This is a genomic window from Polaribacter porphyrae, from assembly GCF_002954685.1.
In the GTDB taxonomy this organism is placed as follows: domain Bacteria; phylum Bacteroidota; class Bacteroidia; order Flavobacteriales; family Flavobacteriaceae; genus Polaribacter; species Polaribacter porphyrae.
Window position 1 is genome coordinate 685310 of record NZ_MSCN01000001.1, and the last position, 17898, is coordinate 703207.

Sequence of the window (17898 nt, forward strand, 5' to 3'; positions counted from 1 at the left end):
TATTGAGCTTTTTAGACTAGAGGTATTTTTTTCTTTAATTAGCACTTACTTTTTGTTTAGCAATTTCCTTGATATTCAATTTATTGTCATCTACAAATTCCAAAGTTCTCATTGGGAATGGTATGTTTATGCCTGCTGCATCAAAAGCTTGTTTTATCTTTACAATAGCATTACTTTTTGCTTTCAATTTTTCTAAAGCATTTTCTGAATCAACCCAAAATCTACATAGAAAGTTAATAGAACTGTCACCAAATTCTGTATAATAGAATTCCACTTCTTTTTCTAATTTCTTTTGATTAAAATTATTGGTAATCGTTTCTTTTGTCAGTTTTTCTACTTTTTCTAAATCTGCACCATATTCAACTCCACATTCAATTGCAATTCTCATTTTTGTAGTTAAAGAGTAGTTTTTAAAAGGACTTTCTAAAATCATTTTGTTAGGAATAACAACCATGTTGTTATCAGCCTCTTTAATTACAAAATAATTTAAGTTAATATCTATAACTTCACCTGCATAATCGTTTGTTTCTACCCAGTTACCAATATTTAAGTTCTTTCTAAATGACAATACAACACCAGATATGGTATTAGATAAGGTACCTTGTAAAGCTAAACCTACAACAATACCAGAAACACCAGCAGCAGAAACTATCGTTTTTAATGTATCATCAAATTTTAAAATGGTCATTGCAAAATATAAACCTAATAAAAATATAACTGCAGATGCAATTCTTGATACTAAATTTCTAACAGATTTTTGTTTGATTTTTCCTCCAATAGCTCTATTCACTAGGTTACTCATGTACCTAGAACTAAAATAGGCAACAATAAGTACAACTAATGCTATTGTAATATTTGGAATATTCTTTATGAAAATATCTTTCCATAATTCTAATTTATCTAATATTTTTTCCATGATTAATGTTTAAATGATTGGTTATAATTTTATGTTAGCTAATATTTAAATCAATTATCTAACAAAAGTCGAATTTAACTCGTCTTTAGTATCTTTAGACCAAGCATTAAGCATCCAAGTAGTTTTTTCTAATTCTCTAATGTAAGCACCCATCATATCAATAGTACCCTCATCTTTACATTTATTAGCTCTGTCTACAATTTTGTTAAGTTGTTGTAATAGAATTCTATGATCTTCAATAATTTCTTCTACCATTTCTTGGTCGGTCAATAAAGGTGTAGATTCTTTAATTTTAGAAATTTCAATATAATCAGATAATTTACTAATTGGGTGATATTGTAATGTTACAATTCGTTCAGCAACTTCATCAATTTTTACTCTAGTATCATTGTAAATTTCTTCAAATTTCTTGTGCAAATCGAAAAAGTTTTTTCCAAGAATATTCCAGTGAAAGTTTCTTAATTTTTGATAGTATACATGATAATCTGCAAGCAAAACATTTAATTCTGTTACTACTGGCAATATTTTTTGATTGTCTATATTTAAATAATTCATAATTGTTTTTTAAGTTTGAAACAAAATTACAATCAAACCACAGTTCTTATTTGCTCAAATAAATGAGATGTTAACTCATATAGATTAATTTTTTAATTAATTGACTATCATTTAGTTGTTATTTTATTTTCTCTGTTTTTTGTATTTTTTTGTAACAAAAAGTGTGTTCTAACTACATATAGATGTAAAGAAATTTAAACATGAAAGAAAACAAACAACTATTAGTATTAACACATTTAAGTCAATTATTAGATTTTGTATCAGGTATTGGAGGTTTTGTAGTGCCATTAATTTTATGGCTTATAAAAAAAGATGAAATAAGAGATATGGATGAGCATGGAAAAGCAATTCTAAATTTTAGAATATCTATGTTTATATATGTGTTATTATGTATACCATTAATACTATTGTTAGGTTTAGGTGCAATTGGTTTAATAATTTTAGGCTTCTTTTATTTAATATTTCCAATTACAAATGCAATAAAAGCAAGTAATAATGAAGAACCTAACTATCCTTTTTCAATTACTTTTATAAAATAATATATAATTTTAGCAATTTATAAAGTCGCCTTTTTCAGGGCGATTTTTTTGTGGGCGTTACTTTATACAGAAAGCATTCTGTTATAAAGTCAGGCTTTGCGCACTCGCTTTTTGCTCATATCTTCACAAAAGAGCTCAAACAAATGCTACAATCCTTAACGCAGGCATATTTGCAAATGAATAGCTTAAGAAAAACGCTTAAATATTTTTAATAATATCTTCATACTCATAGTAAAAAAGCTCAAATTTTGACATTTTAGTTACAAAGAATTCATAACAATCTCGCCAAGTATTTTTATTATGAATGCTGAATTTACCCTTAAAAGGCACATAAATTCTATGAATAGTTTTTCCGTTATTCAATTCATGAGAATCATCAAAAATAACTTCAGGAAGTTCTTGTTCTAAAAGTGTTTTTAAAGAAAGTAATTGATCAAAATATAAAAGATTTGCAATTTCATCTGTAGTTTCAATATCTAAACAAACCATTGCTTTTTTTCGATCTGCTACAAATTTAAAAGCCAAACCTTTTATTTTGGTATTGTACAACAACCATTTTCTCGGAAAAGATTTTCCAAAACTTGTCCAAAATAATTTTCGTAATTGTGCAGCTTCTTCTTTAGAGAACATTTAATTTATAAGTTTCAAAGTTGAGATTTCTCCATAAACTCGGACTAACAATTACTTTGATTCATAAATTATATTTCATGTGATAATATAATGATGAAAATAACTTATTTCAGTTGTTTTTATAAGTCAGAGTTTCTTCCCATTGAGAAGATTAAGATGGGCATTTATCCATGAATTTTAGCCAAAGTTCCTCTTTCTTTCATCATTTCAGCTTCAAAAGCCAATAAGGCATTCCATTTTTCATCAACAATAGCTCTATCTTGATATTGTCTGGCAAATTGTAAGAAAGTAGTATAATGGTTAGCTTCAGAAATCATCAAGTTTTTATAGAATTTTTGCAATTCCTCATCTTCCATATTTTCAGAAAATACCTTAAAACGCTCACAACTTCTAGCTTCAATTAAAGCAGCAACCAATAATCTTTGAATTAAGGCATTAGTTCTATCTTTTGTTTTAGGAAAGAATTTTTGTAATCTTACAGCATAGTCATTTTTTTGTTCACGGCCTAAAACCATTCCTCTTTTAACCATTAATAAATGTACCATTTTAAAATGTTGCATTTCTTCAATAGCTATATTGCTCATTTCTTTAACTAATTCTGTTTCTTCAGAATAATTGATAATTATAGATACAGCATTAGAAGCCGCTTTTTGCTCTAAAAAGGCATGATCTGTTAATATTTGTTGCAAATTTACTTTGGCAATATCTGCCCAAGAAGTTTCCGTTTCGAATTGTAAGCCTAACATGTTATAATTTATATTACAAATTTAAACATTATTTTATGTAAAGAAACTTGTTACTCCTTGGTTTTTTTTTAAATTAGTTGTTTAGATAAAAAACATGATAGAGTTAGCAGGAATAATTATTTTAGGAATATTGGCACAGTGGTTTGCATGGAAATTTAAAATTCCTGCAATATTACCTTTAATTCTAATTGGTTTGTTAGTTGGGCCAATTGCAGCAACTTACATTACAGATGATGGCTCAAAATGGATAGAACCAGTTTGGGATGGTAAAAAAGGATTATTTCCAGGAGAAAGCTTGTATTATTTTGTTTCTTTAGCCATAAGTATCATTCTTTTTGAAGGAGGCTTAACCTTAAAAAGAAATGAGATTAAAAATGTTGGGCCAGTAATTACAAAGCTTATAACGTTAGGAGCAGCAATTACATTTTTTGGTTCTGGTATTGTTGCTCATTATTTTTTTAATTTAGGTTGGGATCTTTCTTTCTTATTTGCTGGCTTAATAATTGTTACAGGCCCAACAGTAATTACACCAATTTTAAGGAATATTCCACTAAAAAAAGATATCTCTACCGTTTTAAAATGGGAAGGTATTTTAATAGATCCAATTGGTGCATTAGTTGCTGTATTAGTTTTTGAGTTTATTAGTGTAGGAGGTGGAGGAGGTTTTACCAAAACCGCTCTAATTGAGTTTGGTAAAATACTACTATTTGGAACTACCTTTGGTTTTACTTTTGCGCATGCTTTGGCTTATGCTATCAATAAAAAAATGATTCCACATTATTTATTGAATGTAGTTTCATTATCAACTGTATTATTAGTTTTTGTTGAATCTGAAGTCTTTGCACATGAATCTGGTCTTTTAGCTGTTGTAGTAATGGGAATGGTTTTAGGAAATGGAAAACTAAAAAACCTCAAAGAATTACTATATTTTAAAGAATCTTTAAGCGTTTTATTAATTTCTATTCTGTTTATTTTATTAGCTGCAAATATAAACATGAAAGATTTAATGCTCCTATACACATGGAAAACTGCTATTTTATTTGCAATTGTTGTATTTGTTATAAGGCCTTTAGCTGTTTTTGCAAGTACTATGAATTCTAAATTAAAACTGAATGAAAAAATTTTTATAAGTTGGGTTGGACCAAGAGGTATTGTTGCTGCAGGTATTGCGTCACTATTTGGTAGTAAATTACTAAAACAAGGTGTTGAAGGTGCAGAGTATATAACTCCTCTTGTATTTATGATTGTTTTAGGAACTGTACTTTTAAATGCTACTACAGCAAGATTATTTGCAAAATTAGTTGGAGTTTTTCTTAAAAGTTCTAATGGTATTTTATTTGTAGGTGCATCTAAACCATCTAGGCTGATTGCCTCATATTTAAGAGATAAAGGAAAACGTGTAGTATTAATAGATTCTAATAAAAAGTTTATTGAACAAGCTGAAGATGATGATTTAGAGGCTTTAAATGTAAATATTTATGATGATGAGTTAAGAGACAATATCGAGTTAAATGATGTTGGTTATTTAGTAGCTTTAACAGGTAATGATGCAGTAAATAAATATGCATTAACAAGTTTTTCTAACATTTTTGGAGAGCATGGAGCCTATAGATTGGCATCATCAATAGAAGTTATTAATGCAACTGATGAAGAAAGGAAAAGTTTTTTTACACCACAAGACGATTTTATCAATTTAAGTGAAGCATTTAGAGAAGATCCTACAATACATGAGATTGATTTAAAAACAGAGAGTGAGTATAATAACTTTTTAAATATACTGTCTAAAGAAGAAAAATCGATACCACTTTTTGTTGAAAATAAAAAAGGGATCTATTTAGTTACCGAGTTTGAAAGAGAAAATTTTGATAAAAAAGACATCACTTTATCATATCTAGGTAAAGTAATGCAAGCTGATTTTAAAGAAGAGATAGTAGAAAGCACAGATAATAATTAATTATAAATCTAACTCAAAGGTCTGTCTCAACTTTTCTAAAAGAGGATTCTTTTCTTTAAGTTTATTAAATTTTTCTTGATTTGTGTAAGCAAACTTTTTTTCAATAGTTTCGTTTAAATTTACATGAATATCAATTCCGTAATTATTTAATTTTTCTCTTAAAAACTGTAATAATTTTGGTCTTCCTCGTTTAAATTGGTCTTGCATCAATTTATTAGGTACTGTAAAGTTGATAGCAAATTTACCCTCAAGTTTTGGTACATCAGTAGCTACAATAGAAGCCATACTTCTTTCTCCTTTTTTATTTAAAAGAGTAGCATAATCTTTCCAAATTTGTTGTAATTTTTGTTCTGTAAAATCATCTTTTGGATGGTTGTCAAAATTCTCTTCAATATCAGTTTTTTTAACTTCCTTTTTTTGATGTACACTCTTTAGTGACAGGGAAGAAGAACGTTTTTCAACAAATTTTAAAACTGGTTTTTTTAACTTGGGTTTTGGTTCTTCAACAGCAAGAGGCTCTTTTACTTCTATTTTTTTAGCAATAATTTTTTCAACCTGTTTTGCTGTTGGAGATAAAGCTTGGAAAAAAGTAGCAGGAATTATGTAATTAGCTGGCTTTTTTTTTTCTCCATCAAAAGTGATAGAGGCAATTTGCATTAGTGTAAGTTCAACTAATAATCGTTGATTTTTGCTAGTTCTATAATTCAAATCACAATCATTAGCTTTGTTAATGGCTTGCATTAAAAAAGGAACACTAGCTTTTGTAGCTTGCTCTAAATACTTCTTTTTGTCACTATCGCCAACTTCCAATAAATCTAAAGTAACTTTATCTTTTGCAACTAATAAATCTCTAAAATGACTTGCTAATCCGTTTATAAAATGATGTCCTTCAAAACCTTTTCCTAAAATAACATTGTAAGCGTTTAATACATCAGGTATTTTATTGTTCAACAATAGATCTGTCATGTTAAAATACGTATCGTAATCTAACACATTAAGATTTTCTGTTACTGCTTCTCTAGTTAGATTTTTACCTGAAAAACTAACAACTCTATCAAAAATAGACAATGCATCACGCATTGCGCCATCAGCTTTTTGAGCAATAATGTGTAAAGCATCATCTTCTGCAGTTATATTTTCTCTCTCGCAAATTACTTTTAGATAGTTTTTAGCATCTAAAACTCCAATTCTTTTAAAATCGAAAATTTGACAACGAGATAAAATCGTCGGAATTATCTTATGCTTTTCAGTTGTTGCTAATATAAAAATTGCATGTGCAGGTGGTTCTTCTAACGTTTTTAAAAAAGCATTAAATGCGGCTTGAGATAGCATGTGTACTTCATCTATGATATACACTTTATAATTACCAACTTGTGGTGGAATACGTACTTGATCTGTTAAGCTTCTTATATCATCAACGGAATTGTTAGAAGCTGCATCAAGCTCAAAAATATTAAAAGCAAAATCTTCATCTTCAGAAGTATTACCATCTTGTTGATTAATTTTTTTAGCCAATATTCTAGCACAAGAAGTTTTACCTACACCTCTAGGCCCAGTAAATAATAATGCTTGTGCTAAATGGTTACTTTTAATAGCATTTTCGAGCGTATTTGTTATAGCTTGTTGCCCAACAACATCCTCAAAATTTTGAGGACGATATTTGCGTGCAGAAACTATAAAATGCTCCATAGTACTTTTAAATATTTAAACAAAAATAGCTATCTCACAGATTATGTACAACTAGCTTTCTTAACAAAATGCTAAAGTTGTAAACAATTGTAAAAAGTTTGAATTAATTTCGACAAAAATAGTAATTCGTGTTTTTTATCGGATTAAAAGTTCAGAAATTTGTACCAAGGAGTTTTATTTTCTTGGCACAAATTATAACAGAAAAACAAAATTTATGAAATTTATTAGAGTATCTCTTATTGTTATTTTTTTAATGTCCTTATTGTCTTGTTATGCAAATACACAAGTAGAATCAAATAATAATACCATTTACAAACCTTCTAATGAAACAAAAATTGCCTATTTTGCTAGTGGTTGTTTTTGGTGTGTAGAAGCAATTTTTGAAAGTGTAAAAGGAGTAGAGGAGGCTGTTTCTGGTTATGCAGGTGGGTTTACCAAAAACCCAACATACCAAACCATAGGAACAGGAAAAACAGGTCATTCAGAAACTGTAGCTGTGTATTACAACCCCAAAGTGGTTAGTTTTGCTACACTTGTAGATGTTTTTTTTGGTTCTCATGACCCAACTACTAAAAATGGTCAGCATCCAGATTATGGAACTCAATATAGATCTATTGCTTTTTATTCGAATGATGCTGAAAAGAAAATAATAGAAAATAAAATTGCCAAACTAAATAAGGAAATTTACAATAATAAAATTGTTACAGAAGTTACTAAACATACCAAGTTTTATAAAGCTGAAGAATACCACCAAGATTTTGAAAAAAGAAACCCTAACCAAGGTTATGTAAAAGCTGTTTCCATACCTAGATTAAATCGATTTAAAGCTAAATTTCCAGAGTTATTAAAGGAAGAAGAAAAGTATTAAAATATTTACTTTAGCTAGCGTTTTTGTGTATGGTTTGTTGCGTGGTTAAGCACTAAAGTTAGCAAATAAATCACAGATAGAAAGTCCGCAAGGATTTTCGTATTTAGGCGATAATTAGTCATTAATTATACACGTTGATGCCCACAGTAATTATTACCACTTTTGCTAATGAATCAATTTCTTTTTGATTCAGTTTAGTTTTATTATTCGAGTATATTTTCAAGCTAACTTCATTGATTCTGTCTGGATTCATTCTCCAACCTTTCCACTCTCTTGGTGTTTTAAGTTTAATTTGATAATTCTCCTTATATTCTGTTGGAATAATTATAGAATTTTTATTCAATTCAGCATTTTTATTAAATGGAAAACTCCAATTCAATTCAGAGTTTTTTAAATTCCCACCCTTATAAATTACAACGAAGTATTCATCTTTATATTCAGTTAGGTCAACATAAAGTTTTTTATTGTCAGATAAATAAATTGTCAGTACAATTCCTGAAAAAATCAATTCATAAATTGAGAGTTTAGTAGGTTTTATTTTATTAACTAAAATTCGGTCAAGTACTAAAAATGGAATGCAAATAAAAACTCCGAATAAAACTAAAACTCCACCTAAACTTGCACCTCCATTTAATGTCAATCCATAAATTCCAAATGGAATACCAATAAATAAAACAAAAATTCCTATTATTAAAAATAGGGTTGGTTTATTCCTTAAATTCTGTTTGAAGTTTTTTATTTTTTATTGTGGACAACTTCTGATATGATGTCATTTTAAACTTATATCAGAAGTTAACGAAGTTCGTTTTTTTTTTATTAGAATGTCAATAGTTAAACCACTCTTTTTAGAATATTAAAACTGATATTGAAAGCCTACTTAAGCAACAAAAATAATGACTAGATTTTAAACCTTCTGTTACTCTAAAGGCTGTATAAGTTGTTTCAAATAGAATAATACTATTTAATAATATTCCATTTTATCTTATTTAACTTGAGTTCGAATTAAAAAGTACTGTTCATTAGTTAGATAAAAATTTTGTTATATGAGATTGTTGTCATTTCGACTGAAATGGAGAAATCTTATACTAATTTTGAGATTTCTCAACTCCACTACGTTTTGTTCGAAATGACAATAATCTAATTGTCAATTAAATAAATTGCCTATAATAATTAGAAAAGTTATATCGAACTCAAGTTATTTAAGTTTTGTATAAAATATTATTTAAAATTAATCTAAATAATATTTGTTTAACTAAACATGAGTTGTATATTTGCGGAAAATTAAATAGTTATTTTAAATTAATCTAAATAAAAATGAAAAAAGTAATTCTATCATTAGCGGTTGTAACAACATTATTTTCTTGTAGCAGTAATGATAATGATACACCAACAACTCAAGCACCAGGTTCGTATTCTTTCGAAAGAAATGGAAGTACCACAGTAAGTTATAGTGGACAGACTACAAGAATTCAAATGGGTAATGAACTGAATGATGCTTTAAAACAAACTTTAGAAACAGTAGCAAGTTTAAATGCAAAATTTGCACATTCAGCAGGAGATAATAATTTTACTGATCCAGCTTTGAATGCTTCTTCAAAAAGCCTTAGAAGCAAAACTGCTGCTTCTTCAGATTTCTTTTCAGCAAATACTACAGATGCTACTGCCATAAAAGCTGAATTTGATTCTTGGATAGCTGCGCAAGTAAATGAAGTTTTTCCAAATTGGAATACTGATGCAGCTGCTGGAACAGCAGGTAAAATTCAAGAAGCTGGTGGTGGTTCTATAAGATATGTAAATGCAAAAGGTTTAGAACTAAACCAAGCTATTAATAAAGGGTTAATTGGAGCTTTGATGACAGATCAGATGCTTAATAATTATTTAAGCCCAGCAGTTTTAGATGCAGGTTCTAATAGAGCAGATAATGATGCAGAAACAGTTGCAAGTGGACAAAACTATACAAATATGGAGCATAAGTGGGATGAAGCTTTTGGATATTTATATGGTAATGAACCAGATGCAACCTCACCAGTTTTAAATACAGATGATTTTTTAAATAAATATTTAAGTAGAGTGGAAGGAGATGGCGATTTTGCAGGAATTGCAACAGATATTTATAATGCATTCAAATTAGGTAGAGCAGCAATTGTGGCTAAAGATTATACAACTAGAGATGCACAAACTGCAATTATTAGAGAAAAAGTTTCTGAAATTATTGGTATTAGAGCTGTATACTATTTACAACAAGCAAAAAGCTCTTTAGCTAATAATAAAGGTGCTGCTTTTCATGATTTATCAGAAGGATTTGGGTTTATTTATAGCCTGCAATTCACAAGAAAATCAGATTTAACTGCTCCATATTTTTCAAAATCTGAAGTAGAAGGATTTATAAGCACATTAATGACTGGAAATGGTTTTTGGGATGTTTCTACAACTACTTTAGATCAAATTTCAACATCAATTGCAGCAAAATTTAACTTTACTGTAGATCAAGCTGGAAGCTGAAATTTTTTAAAAATTTCGAGTAGTGAAAGACGTTTTTTTAAACGTTTTCACTACTTTTGTATCTTTATTTAGAATAAATAGAAATAAGATGTTAAAAAAAATTGGAATACTTTTTATAATTTCGATAGTAATAATTGCTTGTAATTCAACAGATGAAGGTGAAACAGGAATTATAGATAATTTTAATAGAGGAGCGATGCTAACGCATATTGCTGATAACATTATCAACCCATCATACGAAAGTTTCAAAAATCAAATGGTTGCTTTAAAATTAGCTGGAGATACTTTTGCAACTACTCCAAATCAAACCAATTTAGAGACATTGAGAACATTTTATGTAAATGCTTATATAGATTGGCAGAATATTGAAATGTTTAATATTGGAAAAGCAGAAGAGTTGAATTATTCATTTTTTATGAATATTTATCCATTGTCTAGTGTAGATTTAGAATCCAATATTTCTTCTGGTACTTACAATTTAGATAATGACAATTATCATGATGAACAAGGTTTTCCTGCTTTAGATTATTTACTTTATGGTGTTGCAAATTCTGATACTGAAATTTTATCAAAATATACTACGGATACCAATGCAACAAATTATAAAAAATATCTTTTAGATGTTTTAAACCAAATGAATAGTCTAACTGAACAAGTGGTTACAGGTTGGTCTTCTTTTAGAAGTGAATTTATTGCTAGCACCTCAAATACTGCAACAAGTTCTTTAAATAAATTTTTGAATGATTACATAGAGTATTATGAAAGAAAATTAAGAGCAAATAAATTTGGAATACCTGCAGGTGTTTTTTCTTCTACTACTTTGCCAGAAAAAGTTGAAGCATTTTACAAAAAAGATATCTCTAAAGAGTTGGCTCTAGAAAGTTTAAATGCTTTTATTAGTCTTTTTCAAGGAAAATATAAAGGAAATGTAACTGCAACCGGATTAAGTTTTGAACAATATTTAGAAGCATTAGATAGAAAAGATTTGGCTACTGCAATTACCAGTCAATTATTTGCTGCAAAAGCTGAAATTCAAACCTTAAATAATAATTTTAATCAGCAAATAATTGATGATAATTCTAAAATGACTAGAGCTTATGATGAACTTCAAAAAGCTGTTGTTTTGTTAAAAGTTGATATGGCTTCTGCTCTAGATATACAAATTGTATTTATTGATGCAGATGGAGATTAATTCCGAAAAAAAATAGATAAAAAGTTACAAAGATATTTTTCATAACCATGAAAAATATCTTTTGTTTTTAGATGAAAAACTACATTAAAAAATATTTAAATCAGCAAACTAATGTTGCACCTTTAGCAGTTTTTAGGATTTTTTTTGGTTTATTGATGTTTGCTAGCATTGTTCGTTTTTGGGCAAATGGTTGGATTGAAGAATTGTATTTAGCCCCAAAATTTCATTTTTCTTATTATGGTTTTGAATGGGTAAAACCTATAGGAGATTTTACTTATGTACTCTTTATAGTTTGTGGTATAGCAACTCTATTTGTGGCAGTAGGTTACAAATATAGACTTGCAATAATTACTTTTTTTCTATCTTTTACCTATATAGAATTGATGGATAAAACCACGTATTTAAATCATTATTATTTTATCAGTGTTTTGAGTTTTTTAATGATTTTTCTACCAGCAAATGTCTATTTTTCTATTGATAGCTATGTAAAGAAAAGAAGTTATCAAAACGTACCTAAATGGACAATTGATAGTATAAAGTTATTGTTAGGAATTGTTTATTTTTATGCAGGATTGGCAAAATTAAATTCAGATTGGTTGTTTAGAGCTCAACCTTTAAAGATTTGGTTGCCTTCTAAATACGACTTACCATTAATTGGCAACAACTTTATGCAACAAGAGTGGTTTCACTTTGCCATGAGTTGGGGAGGCATGTTGTACGATTTAACAATTCCTTTTTTATTGCTTTATAAACGAACAAGAATCTTTGCTTTTGTATTAGTAGTTTTCTTCCATATTTTTACAAGAGTGCTATTTCCTATAGGAATGTTTCCTTACATCATGATTGTAGCAACCTTAATATTTTTTGATGCTAATTTTCACCAGAAAATAATCTCATTTCTGCAAAAATTTTTATCACACTTGTCATTTCGACTGAAATGGAGAAACCTCAATGTCAGTTCGAGTGATTTTGAGGCACGAAAAATTGTATTGAGAACTTCAAACTACAACTTTTCAAAATCAAAAAAACAACTCATATTTCCAATCATAGTAATATTCTTCACAATCCAACTTCTATTTCCTTGGCGATATTTAGCATATCCAGGAGAACTGTTTTGGACAGAACAAGGGTATCGTTTTTCTTGGAGAGTTATGTTGATGGAAAAAGCAGGCTATACTACTTTTAAAATTGTTGATGGTAAAACAGGAAAATCTTTTATGGTAGATAATAAAGATTTTTTAACCTCATTTCAAGAAAAACAAATGAGTTTTCAACCCGATTTTATATTAGAGTATGCTCATTATTTAGGAGATCATTTTACAAGTCAAGGACATAAAAATGTGGAAGTTTATGCAGAAAGTTATGTGGCTTTAAATGGAAGGATGAGTACTAAATTCATTAACCCAAAAATTAATTTGTATCAAGAAAGGGAATCTTTTAAACATAAAAACTGGATACTTCCGTTTTCATCAGAAATAAAAATAAAAGGAATTTAAAATGAAGTTTCAAACACAAATTACTATACTATTTTTACTATTAAACTCATCGATTTACAGTCAATTTACGGTTAGTGGTATTGTCGTTGATAATGACAAAAAACCATTGAATAAAGTGCAATTATATAGTGAAAATGGAAGGTTTTTAACAGAGACTTTAATAACAGGTAAGTTTACTTTTACTACAAAAAAAGAGCGTATAACTATAATAGTTTATTCAGAAAGTTATAGAATTAAAAATATTAAATTAAACAAAACCAATTATCAAAATGTAACAATTACGTTAGAAGGTTTTGAAGAGGAGTTGTCTGAAATTCAAATAAAGTCAAGAAAACAAAGAGTTTTTGAATTAAAACGATTGAAAGATGTAGAAGGTACATCTATTTATGCAGGTAAAAAAACGGAAGTTGTTTTGGTAAATCAATCTACTGCAAATTTAGCTACTAATAATGCAAGACAGATTTATAATCAAGTTGCAGGTTTAAATATTTTTGAAAATGATGATGCAGGTTTACAACTCAACATTGGAGGTAGAGGACTTGACCCAAATAGAACATCTAATTTTAACACACGTCAAAATTTATATGACATAAGTGCTGATGTTTTAGGTTATCCAGAAAGCTATTATACACCAGCAGCAGAAGGTTTACAAGAAATTCAAATTGTTAGAGGAGCTGCTTCATTACAATATGGAACTCAATTTGGAGGTCTCATTAATTTTGTGATGAAACAACCAAATGCAAATAAAGAATTAGAAATAATTACTAGAAATACAGCAGGCAGTTTTGGTTTATATACCAATTTTACCAGTTTAAGTGGTACAAAAAATAAATTGAGTTATTATGCATATTTTAATTATAAAACAGGAGATGGTTTTAGACCAAATTCACAATTCGATTCTAAAAATGCTTTTTTACATTTAGGATATGATTTTGATGCCAAAAACAAGTTAATTTTAGAAGTAACTTATTTAAATTATTTGGCACAACAAGCAGGAGGCTTAACTGATGAAATGTTTTCTCAAAACCCATTTCAGAGCAATAGAACTAGAAATTGGTTTAAAGTAAATTGGTTACTATATAACTTAAAATACAATTATAAAATTACTAAAGATGCAACATTTAGTTTTAATTTCTTTGGATTAAATGCTTCAAGAAAAGCAGTTGGTTTTAGAGTAGTTAGAGTGGCAACTAATGATGATTTTGGTGCAAGAGACTTAATTATTGGAGATTTTAACAACTTCGGATTTGAAGCACGATTTGTAAACAACTATAAATTTTTAGGTATAAAAGCTACTTATTTGATTGGTAGCAAGTATTATAGGGCTTCAAATGCTTCATTTCAAGGACCAGGTACTGATGGTTCTGATGCTAACTTTACAAAAGCCTCGAGTCAATTCCCAAACTATCGTTTTCAATCAGATTTTGAGAACCCCAATGAAAATATTGCTGTTTTTGGAGAAAATATTTTCTACATAAACGATAAATTTTCAATAACACCAGGTTTTCGATTTGAATACATTAATACAGGTAGTAATGGTACTCGTAAACGTACTAATTTTGATGGAGCAGGTAACCCTATAGGCACTGTTATTGATGATGATGATATCACTAAAGAGAGATCTTTTGCCTTATTTGGCATTGGTTTTAGCTATAAAAATAACAAGTCTCTTGAATTTTATGCTAATGTTTCACAAAACTATAGATCCATTACGTTTTCTGATGTAAATATTATAAATCCTTCTAATGCAGTTGATGTAAATTTAGAAGATGAAAAAGGCTTTACAGCAGATTTTGGAACAAGAGGTAACATCAATAAAAATATTTCTTATGATGCCAATTTATTTGCACTATTCTATAATAATAGAATTGGGGATGTATTTACAACAATTCCACCAGTAAATAATGTAGGATTATTAAGAACCAATGTTGGTAAAGCAAGAATATTAGGTATAGAATCTTTAATAGATTTTAACTTAAAAGGAATTTTAGAAATGAACAACAATTATGTGTTGAATGTGTTTTTTAATACTTCATTTATAAATTCAGAATATACTGAATCTATTCAAAATGGTATAGTAGGTAAAAAAGTAGAGTTTGTGCCAGATGTGAATTTTAAAACAGGCATTCGTTTTGGTTATGATAATTTTTTAATTAGTGCACAATATAGCTATTTATCAGAGCAATTTAATGATGCTTCAAATTCAACAACTTCAGATGCTTCGAATGCAGTTAGAGGTCCAATACCAGCTTATGATATTTTAGATTTATCAGCTTCTTACAAATACAAATTTTTAAAGCTTGAAGGTGGTGTAAACAACCTTTTAAATACTATTTATTTTACAAGAAGAGCTTCTGGTTACCCAGGCCCAGGTATTATACCTTCTGCTCCTAAAAACTATTATTTAACACTAGAGGTTAAAATTTAAAATCATTTTAAATAAGAAGATTTTTTAAGTGATATTTTACAAAAATATATTTAAGTCGTATTTTTATAAAAAAGTATAATAATGTTACAAAAGATTGATGTACTTAACAAATTACAAAAAGTAAGAAAAAAAACTTTTTCTGCTGATAAACTTTTAGAAAATTACAAGTATCTCTTAAATAAAGTAGATGCTAAAAGAAATGAAACAATTCTTAAACTTAACTCAAAAAATAACGAAGCATTTAATGTTTTTAATATTGATAAGATTGATGCAAATGCCATATTCCATATTAGTCAGATAAAAAGAATATGTGCAGATTACAGACTTCGTTTTTTAGATTCAGCAAATTTTATTAATCCATATCCAGAAGAATTAATTACTAAAATTCATATGGTTGAAAGTTTACATAACACAACTTTATGTAATTTTAAAATAGTTGCACCTTATGAGGCTTTTAAGCAAAAGAAGGCAGATGATCCTTTATTATTCGCACCTATGGGAAATGGTTATTATCACTTAATTCACAAATGGGGAACAGACTTACACCCTTTAAGAAAATTTAAATTTTGGGCGTTTAAAAATGTTGAAACATTAGGTTTTGCCCTAGCAATTTTAAGTATTTTATGTACTGCAATTTCATATCCGCTCTTTTTTAATAGAGAACCTAATTTTGGTTACTTGTTAATGTTATTTATGTTTTATTTTAAGGGTGTTGCAGGCATGTTCTTTATTTTCTTTGGTAGTTCTGGTAAAAATTTCAGTGAATATTCCTGGCAGAGTCAATATGATAAAATACGATAATACTTTAAATATCATATTTACATCAAATTAAACGTATTACAAGCTATAATATCATTTATTAGTTGTAAATTTGCCTGCAATTAAATTTTAATTGCAAGATGGTTTCACACGAAAATAAAATTCTAGGAGAAGGGCTAACTTATGATGATGTTCTTTTAGTTCCAGCCTTTTCTAAAGTACTTCCAAGAAAAGTAAATATCCAAACAAAATTTACTAGAAATATTACTATAAACGTACCTATTGTGTCTGCAGCTATGGATACTGTAACAGAATCTGCTTTAGCTATTGCTATGGCTAGAGAAGGAGGCATAGGTGTGCTTCATAAAAATATGACCATTGCACAACAAGCACAAGAAGTTAGAAAAGTGAAACGTGCTGAAAGTGGTATGATTTTAGATCCAGTTACGTTACCATTAACAGCTGTTGTTGCAGATGCAAAGAATAATATGAGAGAACATAGTATAGGAGGAATTCCTGTAGTTGATAAAGAAGGGAAACTAGAAGGTATTGTAACTAACAGAGATTTACGCTTTGAGCACGAAAATAACAGACCTATAGTAGAAGTAATGACAAGTGAAAACTTAATTACTGCAGATGTTGGTACTTCTCTAAAAGATGCAGAAGCCATTCTACAAGAAAATAAAATTGAAAAACTATTAATAGTTGATAAAGACTATAAACTAAAAGGATTAATTACTTTTAGAGATATTACAAAGGTTACACAAAAACCGATTGCAAATAAAGATTCCTATGGTAGGTTACGAGTAGCTGCAGCACTAGGAGTTACTGGTGATGCTGTAGAAAGAGCAGAAGCATTAGTAAATGCTGGTGTTGATGCTGTGATTATTGATACAGCACACGGTCATACAGAAGGTGTTGTTAAAGTATTACAACAAATAAAAAGTAAATTTCCTAATTTAGATGTTGTAGTAGGTAATATTGCAACTCCAGAAGCTGCTAAATTTTTAGTAAATGCTGGTGCAGATGCAGTTAAAGTTGGTATTGGTCCTGGCTCTATATGTACAACAAGAGTTGTAGCAGGTGTTGGTTTTCCTCAATTTTCTGCTGTTTTAGAAGTTGCAAATGCAATAAAAGGCAGTGGTGTTCCTGTAATTGCTGATGGTGGAATACGCTATACAGGTGATATACCTAAAGCAATAGCTGCTGGTGCAGATTCTGTAATGTTGGGCTCTTTATTAGCAGGTACAAAAGAATCTCCAGGAGAAACTATTATTTACGAAGGTAGAAAATTTAAATCTTATAGAGGTATGGGTTCTGTAGAAGCCATGAAACAAGGATCTAAAGACAGGTATTTTCAAGATGTAGAAGATGATATTAAAAAGTTAGTACCAGAAGGAATTGTAGGACGTGTGCCTTACAAAGGTGAATTGTTTGAAAGCATTCATCAGTTTATTGGAGGTTTACGAGCAGGAATGGGCTATTGTGGTTCTAAAGATATTGAAACTTTAAAAGAAACTGGAAAATTCGTAAGAATTACAGCTAGTGGAATAAATGAAAGTCACCCACATGATGTGGCCATTACTAAAGAAGCACCAAATTATAGTAGGAGATAAAGTTTATT

15 protein-coding genes are annotated in these 17898 nt (G+C 28.8%); 9 read left to right on the plus strand and 6 right to left on the minus strand.

What is annotated here, in order from left to right; all coding sequences use genetic code 11:
* Positions 1-34: 34 nt before the first annotated feature.
* A complete protein-coding gene (locus BTO18_RS03155) occupies positions 35-916 on the minus strand; it encodes a mechanosensitive ion channel family protein (protein WP_105014832.1) in 882 nt (293 codons plus the stop codon).
* 54 nt (positions 917-970) lie between these two features.
* Positions 971-1471 (minus strand): Dps family protein, encoded by a 501-nt coding sequence (locus tag BTO18_RS03160; RefSeq protein WP_105014833.1) that lies wholly within the window; start codon positions 1469-1471, stop codon positions 971-973.
* Positions 1472-1671: 200 nt separating this feature from the next.
* Between BTO18_RS03160 and BTO18_RS03165 the strand changes: the two genes are divergently transcribed.
* Positions 1672-2010, plus strand: coding sequence for a DUF4870 domain-containing protein (locus BTO18_RS03165; protein ID WP_105014834.1), 339 nt, complete (start codon positions 1672-1674; stop codon positions 2008-2010).
* Positions 2011-2208: 198 nt separating this feature from the next.
* Here BTO18_RS03165 and BTO18_RS03170 read toward each other — a convergent pair whose 3' ends face one another.
* Both BTO18_RS03170 and BTO18_RS03175 read right to left on the minus strand, forming a co-directional pair.
* Positions 2209-2640, minus strand: coding sequence for a DUF4268 domain-containing protein (locus BTO18_RS03170; protein ID WP_105014835.1), 432 nt, complete (start codon positions 2638-2640; stop codon positions 2209-2211).
* 164 nt (positions 2641-2804) lie between these two features.
* Entirely contained in the window at positions 2805-3386 is a 582-nt protein-coding gene (locus BTO18_RS03175; RefSeq protein ID WP_105014836.1) for a MiaE family protein, read from the minus strand.
* A gap of 94 nt (positions 3387-3480) precedes the next feature.
* Here BTO18_RS03175 and BTO18_RS03180 point away from each other — a divergent pair, with 94 nt between their 5' ends.
* The gene (locus BTO18_RS03180; protein WP_105014837.1) at positions 3481-5340 is read left to right on the plus strand and encodes a cation:proton antiporter; all 1860 of its coding nucleotides are present in this window, start codon (positions 3481-3483) and stop codon (positions 5338-5340) included.
* Here BTO18_RS03180 and dnaX read toward each other — a convergent pair whose 3' ends face one another.
* Positions 5341-7029 carry a DNA polymerase III subunit gamma/tau gene (dnaX, locus tag BTO18_RS03185; protein WP_105014838.1) on the minus strand — a complete coding sequence of 563 codons (1689 nt, stop codon included), beginning with the start codon at positions 7027-7029 and terminating at the stop codon, positions 5341-5343.
* Positions 7030-7243: 214 nt separating this feature from the next.
* On the opposite strand from dnaX, the gene msrA reads away from it, so the two are divergent.
* Positions 7244-7897: a peptide-methionine (S)-S-oxide reductase MsrA gene (gene msrA / locus BTO18_RS03190; RefSeq protein ID WP_105014839.1), complete on the plus strand. Its 654-nt coding sequence runs from the start codon at positions 7244-7246 to the stop codon at positions 7895-7897.
* 121 nt (positions 7898-8018) lie between these two features.
* Here the strand turns inward: msrA and BTO18_RS03195 are convergent, their stop codons facing one another.
* Positions 8019-8537: a hypothetical protein gene (locus BTO18_RS03195; protein ID WP_105014840.1), complete on the minus strand. Its 519-nt coding sequence runs from the start codon at positions 8535-8537 to the stop codon at positions 8019-8021.
* A gap of 674 nt (positions 8538-9211) precedes the next feature.
* Between BTO18_RS03195 and BTO18_RS03200 the strand changes: the two genes are divergently transcribed.
* From BTO18_RS03200 to guaB, 6 genes are all read left to right on the plus strand, one after another.
* Positions 9212-10399: a DUF4856 domain-containing protein gene (locus BTO18_RS03200; RefSeq protein ID WP_105014841.1), complete on the plus strand. Its 1188-nt coding sequence runs from the start codon at positions 9212-9214 to the stop codon at positions 10397-10399.
* An 88-nt stretch (positions 10400-10487) separates the two neighbouring features.
* Positions 10488-11591, plus strand: a complete 1104-nt coding sequence (locus BTO18_RS03205) for an imelysin family protein (protein ID WP_105014842.1) — start codon at positions 10488-10490, stop codon at positions 11589-11591.
* 71 nt (positions 11592-11662) lie between these two features.
* Entirely contained in the window at positions 11663-13087 is a 1425-nt protein-coding gene (locus BTO18_RS03210; RefSeq protein WP_105014843.1) for an HTTM domain-containing protein, read from the plus strand.
* A 1-nt stretch (position 13088) separates the two neighbouring features.
* Positions 13089-15515 (plus strand): TonB-dependent receptor family protein, encoded by a 2427-nt coding sequence (locus BTO18_RS03215; protein WP_105014844.1) that lies wholly within the window; start codon positions 13089-13091, stop codon positions 15513-15515.
* Positions 15516-15596: 81 nt separating this feature from the next.
* Positions 15597-16316 carry a hypothetical protein gene (locus tag BTO18_RS03220; RefSeq protein WP_105014845.1) on the plus strand — a complete coding sequence of 240 codons (720 nt, stop codon included), beginning with the start codon at positions 15597-15599 and terminating at the stop codon, positions 16314-16316.
* A 98-nt stretch (positions 16317-16414) separates the two neighbouring features.
* Entirely contained in the window at positions 16415-17890 is a 1476-nt protein-coding gene (gene guaB / locus BTO18_RS03225; RefSeq protein WP_105014846.1) for an IMP dehydrogenase, read from the plus strand.
* Positions 17891-17898: the final 8 nt, after the last annotated feature.